The following is a 24584-nucleotide window of genomic DNA, read 5'->3' as shown; positions in this document are numbered from 1 at the left end:
TATTTACTTTAGGTAAATATTTTATTGTTTTGTATTTTTGGATAGAGAGGTTTTATATTTTTATGAAAAAAATTATTAGAAATGATGTTCTTAAAGTTGTGATAAATATAAATGGAGCTTTTATTGATGAGTTTTGTTTTGGCGAAAAAAATATTTTTTACCCTAGATTTACAGTTGATATTGATGGAATCCAGAAACCAAGGGGTGGGATGCATCCATGTTTGCCACAATTTGGGGTCAGTGAGATAAATAAATTGATGGTTCACGGTTATGGAAGAGATTTAGTTTGGGAAATCATTGAAGAAGATCAAAATAGAATTATATTGGCTTTGGATGGACATTTTGGATATGAAGGGATGAACTCATTGATAGAATATTCACTGGATAAGAATAAGTTTGATGTAAAACTGACTTTAAAAAATACATCAAATAATAATTTCTTGGTGGCACCTGGCTTCCATCCATATTTTTATTATGATAATAATTTCTTTATTGATGGAGTAGATTTAAATCATGATGATTTAAGAAAAACAATATTTGTAAAAAGTAATGAGATAAATTTTAGAACAGGTGAAAATGAAGTGAAAATATTAACAGATAATTTTAATGTTTTCGCAATATGGTCTGATTTTATAGAGAATTATATATGTATAGAACCAACTTTTAATGGAAATTCATTTACAAAAGAAAAAAATAATCCATATATTCTAAATGTTAAGGAAGAATTTAAAGCACAATTTTCTATAAAGATTGATTAAAATTTTACTGTATACAAATTAGATGATTAAGCTTACATATTAAGTATAAATGTTAAAATTTTGGGGGATAGAGTGTAGAAAATCTATGGAAAAGAAAAATAAATTATGGCGAATTTTTAAATCAACCCTATACCTATCAGCCTTTACCTTTGGTGGAGGCTACGTGATATTGACCTTGATGAAAGATACCTTTGTAGATAAATTAAAGTGGATAGACAAGGACCAGATGCTTGATATGACTGCTATTGCCCAGTCAGCTCCGGGAGCAGTTGCTATAAACGCGTCAATAGTTGTTGGCTATGAAACTGGGGGACTTCTTGGAATGCTTGTGGCAATTTTGGGTACGGCCATCCCACCATTGGTAATTATTTCGATAATTTCAATGTTTTACCAAGCCTTTATCGCAAATTATTATATAGCGAGATTTTTAAAGGGAATGCAGGGGGCTATTGCTGCCCTGATTTTTAAGGTTTCCTATGATATGGGCAAGGATCTTCTTAAGAGTAAGTCAAAATTTGTGCCAGTAATTATGGTACTTGCCTTCATCTTGGGATATTTTTTGAAGGTAAATATAGTTTATATAATTGCTAGTCTAATTTTACTTGGCCTTTTAAATGCCCTTACAAAAAGGAGGGGACATGTTAGTTAAATTATTTATAAGTTTTTTAAAAATCGGACTCTTCTCCTTTGGAGGAGGCTATGCAGCCCTTCCCCTCATCCAACAGGAAGTAGTTACTCAAAATGGGTGGTTGGGTGTAAGTGAATTTAACGACCTAATTACCATTAGCCAGATGACCCCAGGTCCAATCGCCCTAAACTCAGCGACCTTTGTAGGACAAAGAGTTGCAGGTTTTCCGGGAAGTCTTGCTGCCACAATTGGTTGTATTTTGCCATCAGCCATAATAGTTGGCGCCCTTTCATATTTTTATAAAAAGTACAAGGACTTGGATTTGATGACAGAAGTCCTAAAATTTTTAAGACCTGCCATTGTTGTGATGATCCTAATAGCTGGCCTTGATATACTCAAAACTGCCCTATTTGATGTAAACTTCATATCAATAGCAAACCTTGACTTTAAAATGCTAGGCTTATTTATAGGAGCGTTTATAATCATGAATAAAAAAAACTATGACCCCATTAAGGTCATGGTTGCAAGTGGTTGTTTGTATTTAATTTTAGGTTTTGTTAGCTAGTGATAAGTCAAGTCCATAATATTGTGTAAATTTACTAGTACAATATTTGCTATTTAATTCTAATATACAATTTAAAAGATGTTATCCAATCCTAATTGATATCAATGAGGATTGCAGCTATTAAACGAATATCTGAATCTTCATTAGGAAATATCCTAACTACTTTTTCACGTCTTCTAACTTCTTTGTATAGTCTTCTTAAGCAGTTAGTTGACCTAAGTCTACTATGGATTACATCATTAGCTAAATATGCAAAAGCATCTCCAAATCCATAATCTAAGGTTTTTAATGAGTTTTGAAATTTCTTTCTGTTAACTTTAGTGAGTTGAGCGAAGGAAAGAGAGCGAAACAAAAAAGGGGTTGTTGCAAAATTATGAATAATCATCGTACCATCGTTAGAAGGTTCTCTTAGGAAATTTTACCTCTCCTTGCCGGTGGGCATATTAGTGCCTGCCGACTGATGGAGGCATTTAGCCCGTCGGCGTTATGAGACTTTCCGTGGAGGTTCTTCTAATGATATTGGGACGATTTATTCATTCTGCAACAGCCCCTTTTTTAGCTTAGTTAGTGCTATCGTACATTTCTAGAAGTTTTTCTAGAACTTCAATTTTTTCTCTAATATCTCTGCCTTCGTCCGTATCTTTCTTTAGCATCCTTGGCAAGAGGATTTCTACTTCTTTGATATTTGGTGTGTAGCTTGATACCTTATCTGTTATTGATTCGTAAGACTTATGCTCGGCGAGGGCTACATGGTGGGAGTTAAACATGAGAGTATAACCAGCGATTCCTGTTTTTGCCTGATAAGGCTTGGAGATTCCGCCATCAATCACATAGAGCTTGCCGTTAGCCTTGATTGGGTTATCACCCTTGTTTGCCTTTACTGGAACGTGGCCATTAATTATCCTTCTTCTTTCGTTTTTGATTTCGAATTCGTCTAGGATCATATCTACAATCTCTTCCTTATCACAAAGCCTGTAATAAGGGTTAAAGACTTCTTTTTTTAAGTCCTTGTCATCTACAAAGATATTTTCAAAATATGAGTATTGACTCTTGCCGAAAATTGGTGAATATTTACCATTTATCAGATACCACATCACATCCTTGGCAAAGAGAGAGTCGGTAAAGTAGGCGTCTCTTGCAATTTTATCGAAGGCATCCATTAATTTTCTGCCAGTATATGTCTTGCCCTTAATCTTTACTTCCTTGAATTTGCCATCTTCTGTAAGAGGTATGCAACCATGAAAGAGGAGAGATCCATTTTCTGTCTTATACATAGATCCATTCTTGTATAAGAATCTCATATGGCGGTTAAGTCTGTTGCCCTTGGTAAAATCGCTCTTTAGGATATCTATTATAAACTTTTCTGAATCGCTAAGCTTTAGTGGGTTCTTTGGATCTATAGTTGGGAAATTTGTATCCTTCATTGGGACATTTTTGTAGGTCATCTTCTCAAAATCGACAAATTTGAGGAAGTTTCTATCATCTACATTAAATTCAGGATTTCTATTTATGAGGGCGCCGTCAAGTTTAAATCTTATGATAGAAATTGCCTTATACATCTTAGCAGCAACTTCGCCACTGACATTGTCATAAATATTTCTGTCAAAAATTTTTGGCATGAAAAGCTTACAAGGATCATTCTTGTAGGTGTGGATGGCAAATTCATAAAGGGGTCTAAGATTTATCCCATAGCCATCTTCTAGCATGTCGAAATTATTATAAGAGATGGCATTCGCAACACAAGCAGCAATCAAAGCCTCATTGCCACTAGCTGCCCCCATCCAGGCTATGTCGTGATTGCCCCATTGGATATCTACATTAGGAAAGCCAAGTAACTCGTCCATAATTATGTGTGGGGAAGGGCCCCTATCGTAAATATCTCCAACTATGTGAAGCTTATCAACTGAGACTCTTTGGATAAGTTTTGCTAGAGAGATTATAAACTCCTTGGCAGAATTGTATTTTACAATATTTGCAATAAGAGATTCATAGTATTCCTTTTTGTTGAACTCTGAATCGTTGGTATATAAAAGCTCGTCAATAATATTGGTGTAGGAGCCGGTAAACTTGCTTTTTACATAGGCCTTAGGATATTTGGTAGATACAAATCTAAAGAGATTGATTAGCCTGTGAATGGTGATTGTTAGAAAGTCCTCAGTTAATAAATCGTTTTCAGAAAACTCTTTGATAACATAGCTTGGATCATAGATAAGCTCCGCTAGTTGGTCTTGGTCCTCTTGTATTAAGGTATCCCCATAGAACTTTTTGATTTTATCTCTAATATTTCCTGAAGCAGACCTTAGGAGGTGGAGGAAGGCTTGGCTTTCTCCATGGATATCAGAGAAAAAATACTCAGTCCCCTTAGGAAGATAGAGCTTCGAGTTTAGAGAAATCAACTCATCTTTGATAGCTGATTTGCTTGGATAGATGTCTTTTAATAGTTTTAAATAATTGTTGTCCATATTTCCCCTCATTTCTTCTTACTTGCTATATACCCATTAGTAGGAAATTTCAAAGAAAAAGAATGAAATTACTCATCCTTTTTTTCTTCTTCTATAATATTTTCGTTTGAAGATTTTTCTTCTAGCTTGTTTATAGTTAAAGTGCTCTTTTCTTCTTTACTAGGATTAGAATCTTCTTTTGCATTGTCGAGCTTAGCCTCTTCTTTTTTCTCACTTGCAAAATTTAGGGAGTAAAGCTTTGGTTCATCTTCACTATTTGCAAGGGTATTTCTTTTGCTAGTAGCTTCTATTTTTCTTAGCTTAGGAGCTTTATTTATATCTATTTTTTTCTCTTTTATTTTTTCCTTATTAGCATCTTGAATCTTTTTCATTTCTTCATCAGAATTTCCACTGTGATAGGCTCCCCTAGATTTATTATAGATACCCATAATTGATGCTAAAATTATTAGGGCGTTTAGAACAAGGGGGATATAGATTAATCTTTCCCTTATGAATAGAAGAATAAGCAAATCTATTATTATAAAGAAACATGCAAAGAAAATATTGGACAAGAACTTCTCTCCAGTTTTTCCAGATTGAAAAATATTTCTTGTAACTTTAAAATTTAAGAAAAAGCCACAGATTAGGATAATTATTGCAATTGGCTTAACAAAACCTAGGGATATTGGCGAAAAGCCAACTATATCCAAAAAGCCTGCCAAAAGTTTCTTATCTACAAAGCCTGCAAAAATAGTTGCGAATAAAAATAAAATTGTAATGACAGACCTAAATAGTCCACCTATAAAAGTTAGTAGTCTTGTAGTTGTTTTCATATTGCCTCCATTTATATTATTATAGCATAAATTATCGATTTGTTTATATCTTTTATTGAAGTATAATAAGCCCAAAGATTTGTTTAAGTCAAGGAGGTTCTTATGCTATTTGATGAAGTCTTGGACAAAAGATATTCGGCAAGATCATATAAAAAAGATATGCCAACTGATGAAGAAATCGAAAAGCTCTTGGATGCAGCCTACAAGGCGCCGATTGCTAACGGAGCTTATGAAGAGTGTAGGCTAAGCGTTATTAAAGATAAATCTCTAATGGAAAGATTCGTAAAAGAGTATCAAGAAAAAACTCATAAGGACAAGAATCCCCTCTACGAGGCGCCTTTGTTTATAATATTTTCATCAAGCAAGGATACTAGTGCAGCTTATGAAGATGCGGGCTGTGTGATAGAGCATATTTGCCTAAAGGCCACCGAAATGGGTCTAGCTTTTTGCTACATTAGAGGCTCAGTAAACGCCTTGGGTAAAGAAGCCTCCTATATCAAAGACCTTGACCTTGATCCTGGTTTTTATCCGATAAGCGGACTTATTGTAGGTTATGCTGATGGCGACGCACAGATTAAAAACCACCACATAAAGACTAATTACATAGTCTAATAATATATAATAAAGAAAAAATTGAGAAGAAGAAAGGAAAATCTCGACTAAGGACTTGAAGAGTTGATTATAATATGGTATAATTAACAATTGCTAGAAATCTATAAATCGAGATTTTTTTATTTTTTATGAAGTTATTTCTAGGGGCTTTCTAGACAGAGAAAAGCTTACGAAACAGACAAGGAGTAATGATTAATGGCCCAATTCCATGAACAAATGTTTGGAAGAACTAAGAGAAAAAGTTTTTCCAAGTTTCCTCAAGTATTAGATTTACCAAATTTACTAAAAGTCCAAAAAGATTCATATGAATGGTTCCTAAAAGAAGGTCTTGGAGAAATATTAGAAGATATTTCACCAATCGAAGACTACAATGGCAACCTTATTCTTGAATTTATTGGCTATGAATTCGACGATGAAACAAAATATTCTGTTAAAGAATCAAAATATAAGGATGCAACTTATGCTAGAGATCTTAAGGTTAAGGCAAGACTTATAAATAAGGAGACAGAAGAAGTTAAGGAACAAGAAGTATTCATGGGAGACTTCCCAATGATGACAGATTCTGCTACTTTTGTAATTAACGGTGCTGAAAGAGTTATAGTAAGCCAGTTAGTTAGATCTCCAGGTGTGTATTATGCTGAAGAAACTGACAAGAGCGGAGATAAGATGTACTCTTCTACTGTCATCCCTAACCGTGGTGCATGGATTGAGTTTGATACTGACGCAAGCCACACTGTCAATGTTAGACTTGATAGGACTAGAAAACTTCCAGCTACTACCCTTGTTCGTGCACTTTTGTTTGAAAGTGATGAAGAAATTATAAATGCTATCGGAGATACCGAGCATTTGAGAAATACCCTAGAGAAGGAAAATTCAGAGACAGCCGAAGAAGCTTTAATTGAAATTTACAGAAAACTAAAGCCAGGAGATCCTGCAAGCGTTGAGTCTGCAACAAACTTAATCAACAATCTCTTATTCGACGATAGAAGGTATGACCTTGCTAAGGTAGGAAGATATAAATACAATCTAAAACTTGCCCTAGCTAACAGGATAGCTGGTCTTAGAGCAAAAGACGATGTGATTGATGCTGAAACAGGAGAGCTTTTTGTATCTGCTGGAGAATTAATTACAGAAGAGATTGCTAAGGCTATAGAAAATGCAGGCATAGTAACAGTTGATGTTATAAAGAAAGATGATTATTCTGAAGAAGATAAGATTTTAAGAGTTGTTGGCAATAACTTTGTCGACATTAACGCTTTTGATGAGCTAAAAGATCTTGATATTAATGTTGATGACTTTAGCGAAAAAGTTTACTTCCCAGTTATGAAAGAGATAATTGAAGAGGCTGCGAGCATTGATGAGATTAAGACTCTTATGGAAAGAAGGAAAAAGGAACTTTGCCCAAAACACATTACTAAGTCAGATATACTTGCTATTGTAAACTACCAATTCAACCTCTTTGAGGGAATAGGCCATGTAGATGATATCGACCACTTAGGCAATAGACGTGTTAGGGGAGTAGGAGAGCTATTACAAAATCAATTTAGGGTAGGACTTGCTAGGATGGAAAGAGTTGTTCGTGAAAGAATGACAACCCAAGACCCAGATCTTGCAACCCCTCAAGGCCTAATCAATATCAAGCCTGTAACAGCAGTAATCAAAGAATTCTTTGGTTCATCCCAATTATCCCAATTCATGGACCAAACTAACCCTATGAGTGAGTTGACTCACAAGAGAAGACTATCAGCCCTAGGACCAGGTGGTTTGTCAAGAGATAGGGCGGGAGTTGAGGTTCGTGACGTTCACGATTCCCACTACGGAAGAATTTGTCCGATAGAGACTCCAGAAGGACCAAACATCGGTCTTATCACATCTCTTACAACCTATGCTAGAGTTAATAAGTATGGATTTATAGAAACACCTTACAGATTAGTTAAGGAAGGTGGATATGTAACTGACGAAATCGACTATCTAACAGCAGATATCGAAGATGACTTCATCATAGCCCAAGCCAACGAACCTCTTGATAGCGACAATAGATTCGTAAATGCTAGAGTATCAGGACGTGGTATTAAGGGAGAAAATGATATATATCCAAGAGAGAAAATCCAATACATGGACGTATCTCCTCAACAGATTGTATCAGTAGGAGCAAGTCTAATACCTTTCCTTGAAAACGACGACTCTACTCGTGCCCTCATGGGTGCCAACATGCAAAGGCAAGCAGTTCCTCTTATCAAATCTGAAGCACCAATTGTAGCGACAGGTATAGAGCATAGGGCTGCAAAAGATTCTGGTGTATGTGTACTTTCTAAGTCAAAGGGTGAAGTAGTCTATGTAGGCGATGAGCACATCAAGGTAAAAAGAGATTCTGATGGCAAAATTGAAGATTATGAATTATTGAAATTTGAAAGAGCCAACCAAGGAACGACCATCAACCAAAGACCAATTGTAAAAAAAGGAGATAGGGTTGAGGCTAATGAAATCCTTGCAGATGGTCCATCAACAGAAAATGGTGAGCTTGCCCTAGGTAAGAACATCCTTATAGCCTTTACAACTTGGGAAGGTTACAACTTCGAGGATGCTATGCTCCTTAACGAGGAGCTTGTTATGGATGATGTCCTAACATCAGTTCACATAGAAGAGCATGAGTGCGAAGCTAGAGAAACAAAGCTAGGTGCAGAAGAAATCACTAAGGATATTCCAAATGTCGGAGAGGATATGAAAAAAGACCTTGACGAAAATGGAATCATAAGAATCGGTGCTGAAGTTAAGAGTGGAGATATCCTAGTAGGAAAAGTTTCCCCTAAGGGTGAAACAGAATTATCACCAGAAGAAAGACTTCTAAGAGCAATCTTTGGTGAAAAAGCTCGTGAAGTAAGAGATACATCACTCAAGGTTCCTCATGGAGAAAGCGGAATCGTAGTAGATGTTAAAGAATATAACAAAAAAGATGGAGATGAACTCGCTCCAGGTGTAAATAAAGTAATAAGAGTCTATGTCGCTGCCAAAAGAAAGATTATGGTAGGAGATAAGATGTGTGGTCGTCACGGTAACAAGGGTGTCGTTTCAAGAATCCTTCCTAGAGAAGATATGCCATTTTTACCAGATGGAACTCCACTTCAAATCTGCCTAAATCCACTTGGTATCCCAAGCCGTATGAACCTTGGACAAGTTCTTGAAGTTCATATGGGTCTTGCAGCAAGGACAATGGGTTGGAAGATTGCAACTCCAGTATTCGACGGAGCTCTCGATACAGAAATCGAAGAAGTTCTAGAAGAAGCTAAGAAGGTTGCTCCTTACGTCAATAAGACAGGTAAGATTACCCTTCGTGATGGTAGAACTGGACTTCCTTTTGAAAATCCAGTAACCGTCGGAGTAATGTACATGCTAAAACTCCACCACATGGTTGAAGAGAAGATCCACGCAAGATCTATCGGACCTTACTCACTAGTAACCCAACAACCTCTTGGTGGTAAGGCACAATTCGGTGGTCAAAGATTCGGAGAGATGGAAGTTTGGGCCCTAGAAGCCTACGGTGCAAGCCATACCCTCCAAGAAATTCTAACTGTAAAATCTGACGATGTTACAGGAAGGGTTAAGACTTACGAATCAATTGTAAAGGGTGAAAATATTCCTGAACCAGGTACACCTGAATCCTTCAAGGTTCTTGTAAAAGAACTTCAATCCCTAGCCCTAGATGTTGAGCTATTGGATAGTGAAGGTGAGGTAATCGAGCTAAAGGAAAATATAGACGAGCAAGATAGATTCTCTCAAGTTGATAAAATCGACGCATCAAAAATCAAAAGCCTAACTAGAGCTTTAAATAAGGATAATTCAAACGCTGAGAAAGCTTCTTCAGAAGAAGATACAGACGAAGCTAGCGAAATGATAGAAGAATAGGGGTATAAATGAGCGAATTAAACCAATTTGATGGGATGAGGATGAAAATCGCATCCCCTGAAAAAATCAGATCATGGTCTCATGGCGAAGTAAAAAAGCCTGAGACTATCAACTATAGAACCCTAAAACCAGAGAAGGACGGACTTTTCTGTGAAAAAATATTTGGACCAACCAAGGACTACGAGTGCTCTTGTGGGAAGTACAAGAGAATCCGCTACAAGGGTGTAGTTTGTGAAAAGTGTGGGGTAGAAGTAACTAAATCCAAAGTACGTCGTGAGAGAATGGGTCACATTGAGCTAGCAGCTCCTGTAAGCCACATTTGGTACTTCAAGGGAATTCCATCAAAGATGGGACTTCTCCTTGACATGAGTCCAAGAGTCCTAGAAAAGATTTTATACTTTGCTTCATATGTCGTAATCAACCCAGGTTCAACAGACCTTATGGAAAAGCAAGAGATATCTGAAAATGAATATCAAGACGTAATAGAAGCTTATCCAGATGATACAGAATTTAAGGCAGCTATGGGAGCAGAAGCTGTAAAAGAACTCCTCTCTAATATTGACCTAAAAAGAGAATACGAACTTCTCCTAAAAGAGCTTGATGAGTCAACTGGACAAAAGAAGGTAAGAGTTTCTAGAAGACTAGAAGTAGTTGATGCCTTTCTAACAAGTGGCAATAAACCAGAATGGATGATTCTAGATGTCCTTCCAGTAATGCCACCAGAACTAAGACCTATGGTTCAACTTGAAGGTGGAAGATTTGCAACCAGTGACCTTAACGATTTATATAGAAGAGTAATAAACAGAAATAACAGACTAAAAAGACTTCTTGATATTGGAGCACCAGAAATTATAGTTCGTAATGAGAAAAGAATGCTCCAAGAAGCTGTCGATGCCCTAATAGATAACGGAAGACGTGGACGTGCTGTAACTGGTGCATCAAATAGAAACATGAAGTCCCTATCTGACCTATTAAAGGGTAAAAGCGGAAGATTCAGACAAAACCTTCTTGGTAAGAGAGTTGACTATTCAGGTCGTTCAGTAATCGTAGTAGGACCTGACCTTAAATTCAACCAATGCGGTCTTCCTCAAGAAATGGCCCTTGAGCTTTTCAAACCATTTATTATGAACAAGGTTGTTGATTGTGGTATGGCCCACAATCTCAAGTCTGCAAAGAAAATGGTAGAGAAAAAAGACCCAAGAGTTTACGAAATCCTTGAAGAAGTAATCAAAGATCACCCAGTTTTACTAAACCGTGCCCCTACTCTTCACAGATTAGGTATCCAAGCCTTCGAACCAAAGCTTGTAGCAGGTAAGGCAATTAAGCTACATCCGCTAGCTTGTAACGCCTTCAATGCGGACTTCGATGGTGACCAAATGGCTATCCACTTGCCACTATCAAATGAGGCTCAAATCGAAGCAAGACTACTAATGATGTCAACCAACAACATCCTTGGTCTAAAAGATGGTAAGCCAATTACAACCCCTTCTCAGGATATGGTACTTGGTGCTTATTATCTAACAACCATAAAAGATGGTGCCAAGGGAGAGAATATGACCTTCGAATCAATTGATGAGATGATGAAGGCCCTAGAAGCAGGTTATGTTGAATTCCAAAGCAAGGTCAAGGTAAGAGTTAAGAAGACTAAGGAAGATCCAGGTAAGATTGTAACATCATCTGTAGGTAGATTTATTTACAATCAAGGTATTCCACAAGACTTAGGTTATGTAAATAGAAAAGAAGATCCATACTCTCTAGAAATAGACACAATTGTTGATTCAGGAACCTTAAAGGACATAGTAGATAAATGCTTTAGAAAGCATGGCAATATAAAAACTGCCGAAGTATTAGACTACATCAAACAAACAGGTTACAAATACTCAACCCTATCAGGTTTAACTGTATCCATGTCAGACGTAAATATCCCTAAAGAAAAATGGGATCTCATTGCTAAGGCTGATGCTGAAGTAGACAGATATGATAAACTCTATAGAAGAGGTCTTATAACAGATCAAGAAAGATATGAAAAAGTTATAGACATTTGGGGTAAGACTACAAACCTTGTAACTGATGCCCTTCTTACAGAACTTAAATCAGATAACAACATCAAAATCTTTGCTGATTCAGGTGCCCGTGGTTCTACAAACCAAATCAGACAGCTTGGTGGTATGCGTGGACTTATGAGTCAGGCCGATGGTAAAATCATAGAAATCCCAATCAAGGCTAACTTTAGGGAAGGACTTTCAGTACAAGAGTACTTTATTTCAACCCACGGTTCTCGTAAGGGTCTAACAGATACCGCCCTAAGAACTGCCGATTCAGGTTACCTAACAAGAAGAATGGTAGATATCTCTCAAGACGTAATAGTTACAGAAGATGATTGTCATACAGATGGTTATGTTATAGCCCACGAGTTTAAGGACGGCAATGAGCTTATAGAAAACCTACAAACAAGAATTATCGGTAGAACATCTTTCGAAGAAATTAAAGATGAAAATGGCGAAGTCATAGTTCACAAAAACGAGCTAATAGACGAAGATATGGCTGATAAGATAATTGATGCAGGAATCAAAGAAGTAAAACTACGTTCTGTACTTGAATGTAAGGCCAAACACGGTGTATGTGCAGCTTGCTATGGTAGAAACCTTGCAACAGGAAAGCACGTCAATGCTGGTGAGGCTGTAGGAATCATAGCAGCCCAATCAATCGGAGAACCTGGTACTCAGCTAACCATGAGAACCTTCCACTCCGGTGGTATAGCAGGCGTTGGAATCACCCAAGGTCTTCCAAGGGTTGAGGAGTTATTCGAAGCAAGAAAACCAAAAGGACTTGCCTACATCGCAGAAAACTCAGGTGTCGTAACTCTTATCCAAAATGAAAAGAAGACAGACGTAGAAATCCTATCAGACGATGGATTCGCTAAGAAATACAATATACCTTTTGGATCAAGAATACTTGTCAAAGACGGAGATATTGTAAGAAAGGGAGATCAGCTAACAGAAGGTTCCCTTGACCCACACGATGTCTTAAATGTATTAGGAAAAGTTGGTGTTCAAGACTACATCACCAAAGAAGTACAAAAAGTATATAGACTTCAAGGTGTAGAAATAGACGATAGACACATAGAAGTCATAGCTCGTCAAATGCTCAAGAAGGTTAAAATAGATGAGGCAGGAGATACAAGATTCCTACCAGGTTCCCTTCAAGACAGACGTGAAGTTGACATAGAAAATGAAAAAATGACAGAAGAAGGCAAGAATCCAGCCACCTATAGCCAAGAGCTCCTCGGTATCACCAAGGCATCTCTTGCCACAGAAAGCTGGTTATCAGCTGCATCCTTCCAAGAAACAACAAGAGTTCTAACTGATGCTTCAATCAAGGGTAAGATAGACGACCTCAAGGGACTAAAAGAAAATATCATCATAGGTAAGCTAATCCCTGCCGGTACAGGTCTAAAAGCCTACAACGATGTAGAAATAGACTATGAAACCAAAGAAGCAGAAGATGCACAAATAGCTATGAACATGGAAGCCCTAGAAGCTGAAAATGAAGAAGCTATGGAAAACTAAAAACAAAGGCTCGCATATAATGCGGGCTTTTTCTTGTCTAAAATATTATTTAGTCCCTGATTTTTTATAACTTGTCTTAAAAAACTTTAAGCTGATAAAATTTTGATAAGAACAATGACTTAATAGAAAAAATTATTAGAGTTAGGATAAATTAAAAAACTTGGAATAAGGAAAAAACCCAGACGACCATTTTGATAAATAAATTTATGACTAGGTTAATGAATCATTTTAGAAAAAGCTTCAGTTAAATAAAATTGTCCTTGAAGATGAGAAAAAACCAAGCCATGGTCAGATTAGCTAGCCAACATCTAAAAAGAAATATTTCATATAAAGTCCTTTCTTTCTTTCTTTCTTCTTGCTATCATAGTAACATATATTTGAACTTAATCTTATATTCAACTTAATATTTGCTTAACTGAAAGAGAAAGTTCTGATATAATTTAAGCTAAGGAGGAAATATGACAGATAAATCTAAACGCAGATATTTTTATAAGACTGGGGATTTTACAAGCATACTTGCTCTTATCTTGCAGGGAATATTGGTAGGTCTTGTGATTGGCTTATTCAAAAAATCCATCCATCTTCTATCAGATAAGATGCTTCTCTTGTTTTCCCTAGCCAGGGGAAATTTTAGCTACAAAATCTTTATTATTGTTTTATTTATACTTGTAGGAAGCCTTATTTATTATCTAGCCAAGAAAGACCCAAATATCAAAGGATCTGGTATACCGATAATCTATGGTATGCTTGATGACAAGTTTGATGTAGATTCAGAAAAAACTTTAATCAGGAAATTTCTATCAAGCGTCCTTACCATAGGAATAGGTCTTACACTCGGTAGAGAAGGTCCTTCAGTTCAAATAGGTGGACTTGTGGGCGATATAGTTCATAGAAGGACTAAATCTAGGGAAAACAAAAAATATTTCATAGGATCAGCTGCTGGAGCAGGAATTGCAGTAGCCTTTAATGCTCCCATCTCTGGAGTTTTATTTACCATAGAAGAAATTTTCAAAAAAACGGACAGGAAGGTCTTTCTATCAACAGGAATAACTATCTTTACAGCAGTAATTACAGCAGATCTTTGTTTTGGAAACAATCCAGCCTTAAAGGACATACCTGCCTTTGATGTCATGAGCCTATCAATGATTGCCTTACTAATCCTATTGGGCCTTGTAGCTGGCTTATCGGGAGTATTTTTCAATTCATGTATAATAGGTTCGAAGGGATTTTTCGCAAAAATAAAAATCAATCCCTACATAAAATATATGCTTCCTTTCGTAATTACAGCCATAGTCCTCATGATTGACATAGAATTATTCTCATCAAGCGAGCATTTTATTTTCCTTCCTATATCAGGAAATCCTAGCCTAGCTTGTCTGATATTTTTCTATTTTGCAAAAATCCTTCTCCTTGCCCTAGCCTTTGGTCTTGGAGTTCCTGGAGGAAGTCTTGTTCCCTTGTTGGTAATTGGATCTCTAGTAGGAAATATCTTTGCGACAAGCCTAGTCTGTCTCGGCTTACTAGATCCATCCTATATACTAATTTTTAGTATTCTTGGTATGTGTGGTCATTTCTCTGCCATAGTAAGAACGCCTATAACAGCAATAATTTTAGTCCTAGAAATGACAGGAGGAGCCTTCAATTACCTACTAGGAATATCCATAGTAAGCCTAGTTGCCTATAGCCTTGCAGAAATCATGAAATCTAAACCATTCTACGAGCACTTATACGAGCTATTAGTCAAATAAAAAGCACTAGTATAAGGACAAATAAAAAGGGACAGTTGCAAAAGTCCCAAGTGAACTGGCCACCAAAAGTTAGACATTGAAAACTAACTAAAGGAGGTCAGTTTTTTAATGGCAAAATATAGCACCGAATTTAAAATGAGAATTGTAAACGAATATTTGAAAGGAAATATAAGCTTTAATAATTTAGCATAAAAGTATAATATTTCTCACCATGAAATATTAAAAAGACAGTTAAATGCATACAAATGACAAGGCTATGAATGACTTAAAGTAAAGAGAGAAAATACACAATACACTTTGGAATCTAAGTTAAATGTTGTAAATTTGAATTTAACAAGAGAAATGTCCGATCAAGGCCTAGCAAATGAATTAAAGATAAACAATCTATCAATGATAACAAGATGGGTTTGTAAATGTCAACCGAAAAATGGTCCACAGTCTTAATATCAGAGCTAGTTTAGTTCTAACTCTGATATTAGGTCAACTTTATGGGGCCACCTTATTTAGTGTTTAGGACAATTTGCACATCTTTTTATTTGAATTTAAATCTATATACATAATTTTTATCACCAAAGTGCTCATTGGCAACAAGATATGATTCTAACTTGTTCATGTTATAAATAACTGAATGGGTAGTGATTGTATTTTTATCTTTATTATCCCAATTTCTTCTTCCAACTTTTGCTAATATATCCATGGCGTGATTTTCATCATCTAAAATAAAATTTTTATTTGTAAGTTCTTTATTTATGAGTTCATACCTATCAAGTCCAAATTTTGTATCATCATTATCATAGTAGTTTTTTGATACAATGAAATTAGTAACTACCTGTCCTTTTTTGTTCTTATTTTTATCGTTATATATAACGTTTAATTCTCTTTTTGAACCATCAGTATCTGTTTTATCAGACTTGCCAATGTATTCTAAAATTGCACTATTTCCACTTGCATCCGCAACCATATAATGGAAAGAGGAACCTGCAGAATCGTGCATATCATAAGACTTTGCAATTTCGATTGCTTCTTCTACAGTTTTAGCCTTATCAAGCATAAGTCTTAGAAGAATTGTAGATGTTATATCATCTTTGTCTGTATTCTGGTCAGTTGGATAATCTTCTTTTGAAGGTCCTTGGTAAGACATATAGATTCCTACAGATAAGCCTTTCTCATTAATTCCATCTAGTGGAGTGTAGGCTGCAGCTAGCATATTAAATTTACTCTTTAATGTATTTGGATTATCTTCAGCTTTGACACCCAAAAATGATAAATCTACAGTGGAAATTGATTCATACCTACCTTTTGATGGTTTAGTATGTACAAGTGCTATGTGCGTTGTTTTCATATCATAATTTCTAGCAAATATATTATCACCATCAGCAAGACTTGCTGTATAAGAAGAACAACCAATATTTGATTCTTCAATTGACAGTTTAAAAAGACCCTTAGTGATTTTTCGGGTTAAAAAATTGATTAATTCTTTATCCGATTTAACTCCACCTTGTTTAAGTAGGTCGTCAAGATAATAGTCGCCTTTGGCATCAATTGTCAATACTTTACCATCTGAGTGATTTTTATCTTCTGGCATAATTTCTTTAATGCTCATAATAGTAAAAATTTCATTTCTCCATACTAATACTATAGCTAGTATTAGAATTACAGGGATAATTAATATAAATTTTAAAATATTTTTTCCTTTTTTCATATAACCTCCAATCTAGTTTTGAAAACTAGATGTTTATATTTTATCATATTATATAGAACAAACAAATATATAATACAATAATATATAATATAGATTATATAAAAAAAGTGGCTGTTGCAAAAATCCCAAGATATAAAAAAGACTAGGAAAGTGAATGAACTGACCCCCAAAAGTTAGACCAAAAAACTAACTAAAGGAGGTCAGTTTTTTAATGGAAAAATATAGTACAGAATTTAAAATGAAAGTAGTACAGGAAATAGTAAAAAGATGGGTAAATGCATAAAAATCACAAGGCTATGAAGGACTAAAAGTAAAAAGAGAAAATACACAATACACTTTGGAATTTAAGTTAAATGTAGTAAACTTGTGCTAAACAGGAGAAATGTCCTATCAAGCCTAGCAAACAATCTTAAAATCAATAATACATCAATAATCACCCGATGGGTCAATGAATATAGAGAAAAAGGCATAGAATTACTGAAATCTGAAAAGATAGGAAGACCTTCAGAAATGCCAAAATCCCCAAATAGATCAAAAGACACTAACATAAAATCATCAACAAACATAACTAATTTAGAAAATGAATCATTAACACAAGCACAATTAAAAGAAAAAATAAAGAAATTAGAAGAAAAAAACTATTAGCTCCAACTAGAAAATGATGCAATAAAAAAAGATAGAAGTGTCTCGAATGACAGATACAGAAATAAGACAATTGCTGAAACAATTGAAGACTTAAGAGATAAATACAAACTAAAAGACTTGTTAAAATACTTTAATATTGGCAAATCAACATACATGTATTGGCAAAACGATTAAATAAACCAAATAAAGATATAGAAACAGAAAAGAAAATACTTAATATAAGAAAAGACAATCCAAACTATGGCTATAGAAGAATAACAGCAATGTTAAAAAATCAGGACTAATAATAAACAAAAAGAAAGTACAAAGATTAGTTCAAAAATTAAAAATACAAGTAAAGAACTTTTCAAGAAAAACAATAAAAACTCATCCTACAAGGGAACTGTTGGAAAAATAGCTGATAATAAAATAAAAAGAAACTTTAAAGTAGAAAAACCATACACGCAAATAACAACAGAAACAACAGAATTTAAGTACTTTGAAAAAGAAAAAACAGGAACCTATCAAATAAAGAAACTTTATCTAAACCCATACCTAGATATGTACAACAGTGAAATACTAAGCTATGAAATATCAAAACAGGCAACAATAGAACCAATCCTAAAAGCCCTGGGCAAAGCCATAGAAATAACTAATAAAAGCAAAGAAAAAAGAATATTCCACTCAGATCAGGGTTGGGCATATCAAACAAAACAATACACATCAAGGTTAGAGACAAATGAAATCAGCCAATCTATGTCCAGAAAAGGTAACTGCTTAGACAACTCACCAATGGAAAACTTCTTTGGAATACTAAAACAAGAAATATATTACGGACACAAATTCTATTCATATGAACACTTAAAACAAACAATAAAAGATTTCATAAAATATTACAATGAGGAAAGAATAAAAGAAAAATTAGGATACTTATCACCAATAGAATACAGAAAGAAGAATGCAGCATAAAAATGGGGCTGTTGCAGAATGAATAAATCGTACCATTATCGTTAGAAGAACCTCCACGGAAATTTTGCCTCCATCAGCCGGCAGGCACCACTGAAAATTTCCTAAGAGAACCTTATAACGATGGTACGATGATTATTCATAGTTTTGCAACAGCCCCATGACAAAAAAATACCAGAGCTAGTTGAGTTCTAACTCTGGTTTTAGGTCCAGATTTATGGAGTTACATTAGCATTAAGATAGGGCTATTTTTACCATCTTTTACCGTTATCCTAACGGTAAAAGATAGAATGTGCTAACATGAGTTTGCAAGTATATTTGTAGAGAGGTGATTCATGCTTTCTGATAGAGAAATTAAGATAGTTAAATTTTTATATAAAAATCAAAGTAAATATGTTTCAAGCAATACGATTGGTTTTAATGTTGGATTTTCGGAAAAAACTATAAGAAATTCTATAAATGATATATGCAATAAGATATCTAAAAAAATATTTGAGATAGATTCTGTTAGAGGAAAAGGATATCGTTTGATTATTAATAACTATAATGAATATATTGATTTGATATACAAGTTGAAAAAGGGGAGAGGTCAGATATGTGACAAAGATGGAAGAGAAAAATATATTCTAGAAATTTTACTGCTAGAAAATTGTAGTGTAAACTTTAGAAAAACATCCAAAATGCTGTTTGTTAGTGACTCAACTTTACAAAGAGATATCTATAATTTGAATAGAAAGCTTAGGGATTATAAACTATATTTAGAAAAAAACAAAGATGATTCTCTTTCTGTAAGAGGAGAGGAGATAGATAAGAGACATTTTATCTTAGATTATTTTTTTTCTGGAAGATTTTCTAATTCTTTTTTAAGTAATATGGATGAAGTGGATATTTTTGATAAGGATATTATAAGACAACTTCTTTTGATTTTACTAGATGAAGTTAGAAATCATAAAATATCTGTAAATGATTATACTATAGAAAATTTGGTTGTGCATTTTGCTTTGCTTATAGAGCGAATAAAGAGAAATTGCATAATAAATGATTGTTTTGAGTTAACATATATTGATAATAAAAATATTTATAACTTTTCACTAGATATATGTGAAAGGATATCAAAAACTTTTGGAATTGATTTACCTGTAAAGGAAAAAAACTATATCTTTATACAATTGCTATCAAAAACAAAATCGTCAATATTAAGCGTTGAGTCAAATGATGATATGAGATATATAGGATTAATAAAGCATATATCAAAAAAATTAAAGGTTGACTTATTGGAAGATGATGTATTTCTAAATAGCTTTTTAGAACACTTAGCTTCTTTAGAAAAAAGAGTGGAATCAGGATTTTTAGTTTCCAACCCATTGACGGATAAGATTGTTTCGAAGTATAAAGTGTATTTGGATCTGGTAAAAGAAAGTTTCGATAAATTCTTAGGTTGGAGAGATTTGACTGATGATGAATGGTCTTATTTGGTGATTTATATAATTTCTGCTATAGAGAGAAACAAAGTCAATAATAAACTTAAAATTCTTGTTGTTTGTGCTTCAGGTTTTAGTACAGGTCTTATGCTTAAAACAAGGATTTCCTATGAATACAGTAGAACTTTTAGGATAGTTGGCGTTTTGGGGTACTATGAATTAAGTTCAGAAAACCTAATAGATATTGACCTTATAATTTCCACTATTGATTTAGAAGGTCTGCTCATACCAGTTCCTTATGTAAAAGTAAGTGTGTTCTTGGATGAAGATGATTTAAATTTAATAGATAGAAAAATTAAAGAGATAAGATATGAAAAATCACACAGTAAATCCTTTTTTTCAGAGGGTTACGTGAAAAATAATTTATTTGATAAGTATTTTTCACAAGAGAATTTTTATATAAATAGCAGACGAATTTCTAGGAATGATGCATTAAGCTTGATATATAAATCATTGTCCTATGAAGGGAAAATACAGAAAATGTATAAGCAGGAAACAGACTTGAGGGAAAAATTTGGAAGTGTAGTTTTTGGGGATATTATTTCGATACCACATCCTGTGCATCCAATAGAAACTAAGGGAAAGATATTTACAATTATATCGAGTGAAGATATATTTTGGGATGATTTGCATAAGAATGTAAGAATAGTATTCTATATCTCGCCACCTCAGGGAATAGATAGAGATTTTGAAAAGGTAATAGCAATCTTTACAAAAATTATAAGGAATGAGCAACTAATTAAGCAATTAATTGAAATCAAAGATTTTGAAGAATTTAGGAAATTTATGAAGTTGGGAGGTGATTGAGATGGAAAATTCGACTTTAGAAAATGTGTGTATGCAGTTAATAACTTATGCTGGTATTGCCAAGTCATATTATATCGAGGCAATGGCAGAAAGAAGATTAGGCAATAAGAATAGTGCAAATAAACTTATAAAAGAAGGACAAACAGCCTATAATGAATGTCATAAAATTCATCAGAAGATGTTTGGTGAACAATATGAAATAGAAGATTCCTTACAAAATGTACTACTAATGCACGCAGAAGATCAAATGATGGCTTGTGAAACTATATATATACTAGCAAGTGAACTTATGAAATGTTATGAAAGGATTGAAAATTTAGAAAACAAGAGGTGACTGTATATGAAAAAAAGAAATTTTATGGACATATTAGAAGCAAAACTTATGCCAATGGCTGCAAAAATTAGTGGAAATGTACACTTACAATCAATAAGAGACGGATTTGCCTTAGCTATGCCTTTACTAATTATAGGCTCAATGTTCATGCTAATATCAAATTTTCCAATTCAAGCATGGATTGATCTATTAAGAAATACTGAAGTTAATGGAAACACGATAGCCTCATATTTTTCAGCAGCTACTAATGCTTCTTTTACAATAATGTCGATTTTTGTAGTAATAGGAATTGGAAATGCTTATGGAAGTAGGATAAAGGTAAATGCATTATTTAGTGGAGTAGTTTCCCTAGTAGCATGGTTTATACTTATGCCCTTTGAATTTGACTTCACCCCAGAGGATGGAAAAGAAGCTTTGAAAGTAAGCGGTTTATCCCTTGATTGGCTTGGAGCAAAAGGAGTATTTATAGGCATCATAACAGCTTTTGTGGCAGTAAGAATTTATAAAATGGTGGTCGATAGGGGTCTAGTAATCAAAATGCCAACAGGGGTTCCTCCTACAGTAGGCGAATCATTTGCCTCATTATTTCCAGCGACTTTTGTGATGGCTACTTTTGTAATAATTAGGTTCATATTTTCATTAACACCTTGGGAAAATGCTTTTTCATTTGTGTATAGTGTTTTACAATTGCCGTTGCAACACGTTGGTGGCTCGTTACCAGCAATTATTTTGGTTTATTTATTCGCCCATGTATTGTGGTTTCTAGGAATACATGGAACAAATATTACAGATTCTGTATTTATGCCAGTACTATATGCACTATCAGCAGAAAACTTAGCAAAAGTAAATGCAGGATTGTTACCAGAAAACATAATCAATGTACAATTTCAGAATTTATTTGCAACATTCGGTGGGGCAGGTTCAACACTATCATTATTGATAGTAGCTGTATTAATATCAAAATCTAAAAGATTAAAACAATTATCAAGTTTATCTATACTCCCAGCTGTATTTGGGATAAACGAGCCAGTTATATATGGCTTGCCAATAGTTTTAAATCCATTATTGTTAATCCCTTTCATATTTGTACCTATGATAAATATAATAATAACATATATAACGATGAGTATTGGCTTAGTTCCAATAACAAATGGAATTATAATGCCATGGACTACTCCTCCCGTTATATCAGGTTTCTTATCAAGTAACTGGCAAGGTGCTGTATTGCAAGTCTTTTTAATTGTGCTTGGGTGCATAATCTATTATCCTTTTGTTGTAGCTGTGGATAAAAACAATATTTTACAAGAAGAAAATTTAATTAAGGAAAATAAGGAAAAATAATGCGAAAACTAGGAATATCTATTTATCCCGAACATTCAACTGAGGAAAAAGATTATGAATATATTAAATTAGCATCTAGGAATGGGTTTTCAAGAATATTTACTTGCCTCTTATCTGTAAAAGATACAAAGGATAATACAATAAAAAATTTTAAATCATTTATCTTAAAAGCTCATGAGCTGGGATTCAAGGTTTCTGTAGATACCAATAGAGAAGTATTTGAATTTTTTGGAGCGACAGCTAGTGATATTTCAGTCTTTGCCAGAATGGGAGTTGATATAATAAGGCTTGATTGGGCAATGTCTGATTATGAAAACATAATTCTTACCAATAATCCATACTCTATATTGATTGAATTTAATGCAAGCTCTGATATATCACTTGACTTGTTGATAAAGAATGGAGCAAATAGGACAAATATGTCAACATGCCATAATTTTTATCCACAAGAATATACAGGTTTAAGCAAAAGAAGATTTGACTATTTTACAGATAAATATTATAAGCAAGCACTACCAGTTCATGGATTTATATCAAGCAATAATGAAAACACATTTGGGCCTTGGCCAGTATATAAGGGATTATGCACACTAGAAGAACATAGGGGAAAAGACATAGGATATCAATTGAGGTATATGATTGCAAACAGGAAAATTAACGATATCATAATTGGAAATGCTTATGCCTCAGAAGAAGAACTTGAAAAGCTTGGTAAAATTGACTTATCGATACCAAGCTTAGAAGTGGATGAAAATTATGATATAATTAAAGTTGAAAAAGAAATTATGTACAATTTTACTCACTCCGATAGGATTGATTCATCTGAATATTTCATCAGAAGTAGTGTCACAAGATCTTATGGGAATGACAAAGATATTCCCTATAGGAACTGCAAGAAAGAATACTTTGAAAAAGGAGATATCCTAATAGTAAATAACAATCTTTCTCACTATAGGGGAGAAGTCGAAATTGTAAAAAAGAAAATCAAAAATACTGGAGAAAGAAATTTAGTCGGTAGGTTAAATTTTGATGAGCAAGTGATTATGGATATGATATCCGAAAAAAACCCATTCAAGCTTATAAAAGGAGAGAAAAATGAGTGATGAAATCAATATAGTATTGTGCTGTTCAGCAGGGATGAGTACAAGTTTAGTAGTTGAGAATATGAAAAAAGCAGCTGATGAAAAGGGAATAAATGCAAAGATTAAGGCAGTTCCAGTATCTAGCTTAGAAGAAATTAATGGAAAAGAGCATATAGATGCCATAATGTTAGGACCACAAGTTAGGTTTAAGCTCAATGAACTCAAAAATATATATAAAGAACAAAACACCTTTGTTGATGTTATAAATATGGCTGACTATGGGATGATTAATGGTGAAAAAATATTAAATGATATTATTGCTTCATGCAAAAATTAAAAGTATAAAGGAAAATAAAGTGATGAGATATTTAAAGTTTCTCATCACTTTATTTCATTGTTCACTTAAGTGAGTTGAGCGAACGAAAGAGAGCGAAACAAAAAACCACCTGCTATGCAGGTGGAGGGATTTAGCTTTAGCTTCAAGCACCAAGAAAACCTCCTTAAAGTATAATTGTGATAGTCACATGCACAATTAAATAAGGAGGTAATCATGGATAAAGATACTTTATCACATACAAGTTGGAGATGCAAATATCATATAGTATTTGCAGCAAAATACAGAAGACAAGTAATATACAGACAACTAAGAAAAGACATAGGGAGCATACTTAGAGAATTAGGATCAAGAAAAGGAATAAACATTATAGAAGCAGAGCTATGTCCAGATCATGTACACATGCTTGTAGAAATACCACCAAAATATTCAATATCACAAATAATGGGGTATTTAAAAGGAAAAAGTTCGCTGATAATATTCGATAGACACGCGAACTTAAAATATAAATATGGAAACCGACATTTTGGTGTAGGGGATATTATGTAGATACAGTGGGAAAAAATGAAAAGAAAATAAAAGAATATATACAAAATCAATCAAAAGAAGACTATTACACTGACCAAATAAGTATAAAGGAATACTATGACCCGTTTACTGGAGAGGAAGTCAAATAAAAACAAATAAAAAAACTGCTTAAGCAGTAGTTGGGAAAGTGGTGCATGTGATGGAATACTCGACAGCTCCAATAGGGGCGTGCCGGTATTCGCACATTATAGGCGCTGTTTTGCAAAATTATGAATAATCATCGTCCCATTATTAGAAGGTTCTCTTAGGAAATTTTACCTCTCCTTGC

Annotated in this window: 17 protein-coding genes and 2 pseudogenes; 15 read left to right on the top strand and 4 right to left on the bottom strand. The window is 34.1% G+C overall.

The features are described 5' to 3' along the window. Positions 1–62 precede the first annotated feature (62 nt). The 3 genes from P6936_RS03985 to P6936_RS03975 all read left to right on the top strand — a co-directional run bounded on the left by P6936_RS03985 (position 63) and on the right by P6936_RS03975 (position 1951). Positions 63–758 (top strand): aldose epimerase, encoded by a 696-nt coding sequence (locus tag P6936_RS03985; RefSeq protein WP_276880900.1) that lies wholly within the window; start codon positions 63–65, stop codon positions 756–758. A gap of 85 nt (positions 759–843) precedes the next feature. Continuing rightward, complete coding sequence (locus P6936_RS03980; RefSeq protein WP_276880899.1) at positions 844–1407, top strand: chromate transporter; 564 nt, start codon at positions 844–846, stop codon at positions 1405–1407. Beyond that, complete coding sequence (locus P6936_RS03975; RefSeq protein WP_004837140.1) at positions 1397–1951, top strand: chromate transporter; 555 nt, start codon at positions 1397–1399, stop codon at positions 1949–1951. Before P6936_RS03980 ends, P6936_RS03975 begins: the two co-directional genes overlap by 11 nt. A gap of 91 nt (positions 1952–2042) precedes the next feature. Here the strand turns inward: P6936_RS03975 and P6936_RS03970 are convergent. From P6936_RS03970 to P6936_RS03960, 3 genes and pseudogenes are all read right to left on the bottom strand, one after another. Next, a pseudogene (locus tag P6936_RS03970) lies at positions 2043–2264 on the bottom strand (transposase); the annotation flags it as partial. Between the two features lie 247 nt (positions 2265–2511). Then, positions 2512–4413 carry a fructose-1,6-bisphosphatase gene (locus tag P6936_RS03965; RefSeq protein ID WP_276880898.1) on the bottom strand — a complete coding sequence of 634 codons (1902 nt, stop codon included), beginning with the start codon at positions 4411–4413 and terminating at the stop codon, positions 2512–2514. Positions 4414–4481: 68 nt separating this feature from the next. Then, the gene (locus P6936_RS03960; protein WP_004837142.1) at positions 4482–5225 is read right to left on the bottom strand and encodes a hypothetical protein; all 744 of its coding nucleotides are present in this window, start codon (positions 5223–5225) and stop codon (positions 4482–4484) included. Positions 5226–5327: 102 nt separating this feature from the next. On the opposite strand from P6936_RS03960, the gene P6936_RS03955 reads away from it, so the two are divergent. The 4 genes from P6936_RS03955 to P6936_RS03940 all read left to right on the top strand — a co-directional run bounded on the left by P6936_RS03955 (position 5328) and on the right by P6936_RS03940 (position 15057). Further along, on the top strand, positions 5328–5837 hold the full coding sequence (locus P6936_RS03955; protein ID WP_276880897.1) for a nitroreductase family protein: 510 nt from the start codon (positions 5328–5330) through the stop codon (positions 5835–5837). A 195-nt stretch (positions 5838–6032) separates the two neighbouring features. Then, positions 6033–9740 carry a DNA-directed RNA polymerase subunit beta gene (locus tag P6936_RS03950; RefSeq protein ID WP_276880896.1) on the top strand — a complete coding sequence of 1236 codons (3708 nt, stop codon included), beginning with the start codon at positions 6033–6035 and terminating at the stop codon, positions 9738–9740. A gap of 8 nt (positions 9741–9748) precedes the next feature. Then, complete coding sequence (gene rpoC / locus P6936_RS03945; protein WP_004837147.1) at positions 9749–13309, top strand: DNA-directed RNA polymerase subunit beta'; 3561 nt, start codon at positions 9749–9751, stop codon at positions 13307–13309. Between the two features lie 458 nt (positions 13310–13767). Beyond that, positions 13768–15057: a ClC family H(+)/Cl(-) exchange transporter gene (locus P6936_RS03940; RefSeq protein WP_004837149.1), complete on the top strand. Its 1290-nt coding sequence runs from the start codon at positions 13768–13770 to the stop codon at positions 15055–15057. A gap of 532 nt (positions 15058–15589) precedes the next feature. On the opposite strand, the gene P6936_RS03935 is transcribed toward P6936_RS03940, so the two are convergent. Beyond that, positions 15590–16759, bottom strand: a complete 1170-nt coding sequence (locus tag P6936_RS03935) for a carcinine hydrolase/isopenicillin-N N-acyltransferase family protein (protein ID WP_004837151.1) — start codon at positions 16757–16759, stop codon at positions 15590–15592. 366 nt (positions 16760–17125) lie between these two features. Here P6936_RS03935 and P6936_RS03930 point away from each other — a divergent pair, with 366 nt between their 5' ends. The 8 genes and pseudogenes from P6936_RS03930 (at position 17126) to tnpA (ending at position 24405) form a co-directional block, all read left to right on the top strand. Then, on the top strand, positions 17126–17404 hold the full coding sequence (locus P6936_RS03930) for a hypothetical protein (RefSeq protein ID WP_276880895.1): 279 nt from the start codon (positions 17126–17128) through the stop codon (positions 17402–17404). Positions 17405–17677: 273 nt separating this feature from the next. Continuing rightward, positions 17678–18352: an IS3 family transposase gene (locus P6936_RS03925; RefSeq protein ID WP_338079163.1), complete on the top strand. Its 675-nt coding sequence runs from the start codon at positions 17678–17680 to the stop codon at positions 18350–18352. 332 nt (positions 18353–18684) lie between these two features. After that, positions 18685–20637 carry a BglG family transcription antiterminator gene (locus P6936_RS03920; protein ID WP_276862354.1) on the top strand — a complete coding sequence of 651 codons (1953 nt, stop codon included), beginning with the start codon at positions 18685–18687 and terminating at the stop codon, positions 20635–20637. 1 nt (position 20638) lies between these two features. Beyond that, positions 20639–20971 carry a PTS lactose/cellobiose transporter subunit IIA gene (locus P6936_RS03915; protein WP_276862355.1) on the top strand — a complete coding sequence of 111 codons (333 nt, stop codon included), beginning with the start codon at positions 20639–20641 and terminating at the stop codon, positions 20969–20971. A 6-nt stretch (positions 20972–20977) separates the two neighbouring features. Next, positions 20978–22312: a PTS sugar transporter subunit IIC gene (locus P6936_RS03910; RefSeq protein WP_276862356.1), complete on the top strand. Its 1335-nt coding sequence runs from the start codon at positions 20978–20980 to the stop codon at positions 22310–22312. Next, entirely contained in the window at positions 22312–23415 is a 1104-nt protein-coding gene (locus P6936_RS03905) for a MupG family TIM beta-alpha barrel fold protein (RefSeq protein WP_276862357.1), read from the top strand. Before P6936_RS03910 ends, P6936_RS03905 begins: the two co-directional genes overlap by 1 nt. 4 nt (positions 23416–23419) lie before the next feature. Then, positions 23420–23731 (top strand): PTS sugar transporter subunit IIB, encoded by a 312-nt coding sequence (locus P6936_RS03900; protein ID WP_169304256.1) that lies wholly within the window; start codon positions 23420–23422, stop codon positions 23729–23731. A 213-nt stretch (positions 23732–23944) separates the two neighbouring features. After that, positions 23945–24405: pseudogene (tnpA, locus tag P6936_RS03895) on the top strand (IS200/IS605 family transposase). Positions 24406–24584: the final 179 nt, after the last annotated feature.

This window comes from Anaerococcus tetradius, from assembly GCF_947087635.1.
Taxonomy (GTDB): Bacteria; Bacillota; Clostridia; order Tissierellales; family Peptoniphilaceae; genus Anaerococcus; species Anaerococcus tetradius.
The sequence above is the reverse complement of the archived record's forward strand: the minus strand, read 5'-3'. Positions and strand labels throughout refer to the sequence as shown.

Coding starts and splice junctions, on each gene's coding strand:
- P6936_RS03935 (WP_004837151.1), bottom strand. CDS start 16,759: ATGAAAAAAGGAAAAAATATTTTAAAATTTATATTAATTATCCCTGTA.
- P6936_RS03975 (WP_004837140.1), top strand. CDS start 1,397: ATGTTAGTTAAATTATTTATAAGTTTTTTAAAAATCGGACTCTTCTCC.
- P6936_RS03985 (WP_276880900.1), top strand. CDS start 63: ATGAAAAAAATTATTAGAAATGATGTTCTTAAAGTTGTGATAAATATA.
- P6936_RS03980 (WP_276880899.1), top strand. CDS start 844: ATGGAAAAGAAAAATAAATTATGGCGAATTTTTAAATCAACCCTATAC.
- P6936_RS03905 (WP_276862357.1), top strand. CDS start 22,312: ATGCGAAAACTAGGAATATCTATTTATCCCGAACATTCAACTGAGGAA.
- P6936_RS03965 (WP_276880898.1), bottom strand. CDS start 4,413: ATGGACAACAATTATTTAAAACTATTAAAAGACATCTATCCAAGCAAA.
- P6936_RS03960 (WP_004837142.1), bottom strand. CDS start 5,225: ATGAAAACAACTACAAGACTACTAACTTTTATAGGTGGACTATTTAGG.
- rpoC (WP_004837147.1), top strand. CDS start 9,749: ATGAGCGAATTAAACCAATTTGATGGGATGAGGATGAAAATCGCATCC.
- P6936_RS03915 (WP_276862355.1), top strand. CDS start 20,639: ATGGAAAATTCGACTTTAGAAAATGTGTGTATGCAGTTAATAACTTAT.
- P6936_RS03920 (WP_276862354.1), top strand. CDS start 18,685: ATGCTTTCTGATAGAGAAATTAAGATAGTTAAATTTTTATATAAAAAT.
- P6936_RS03955 (WP_276880897.1), top strand. CDS start 5,328: ATGCTATTTGATGAAGTCTTGGACAAAAGATATTCGGCAAGATCATAT.
- P6936_RS03950 (WP_276880896.1), top strand. CDS start 6,033: ATGGCCCAATTCCATGAACAAATGTTTGGAAGAACTAAGAGAAAAAGT.
- P6936_RS03910 (WP_276862356.1), top strand. CDS start 20,978: ATGAAAAAAAGAAATTTTATGGACATATTAGAAGCAAAACTTATGCCA.
- P6936_RS03940 (WP_004837149.1), top strand. CDS start 13,768: ATGACAGATAAATCTAAACGCAGATATTTTTATAAGACTGGGGATTTT.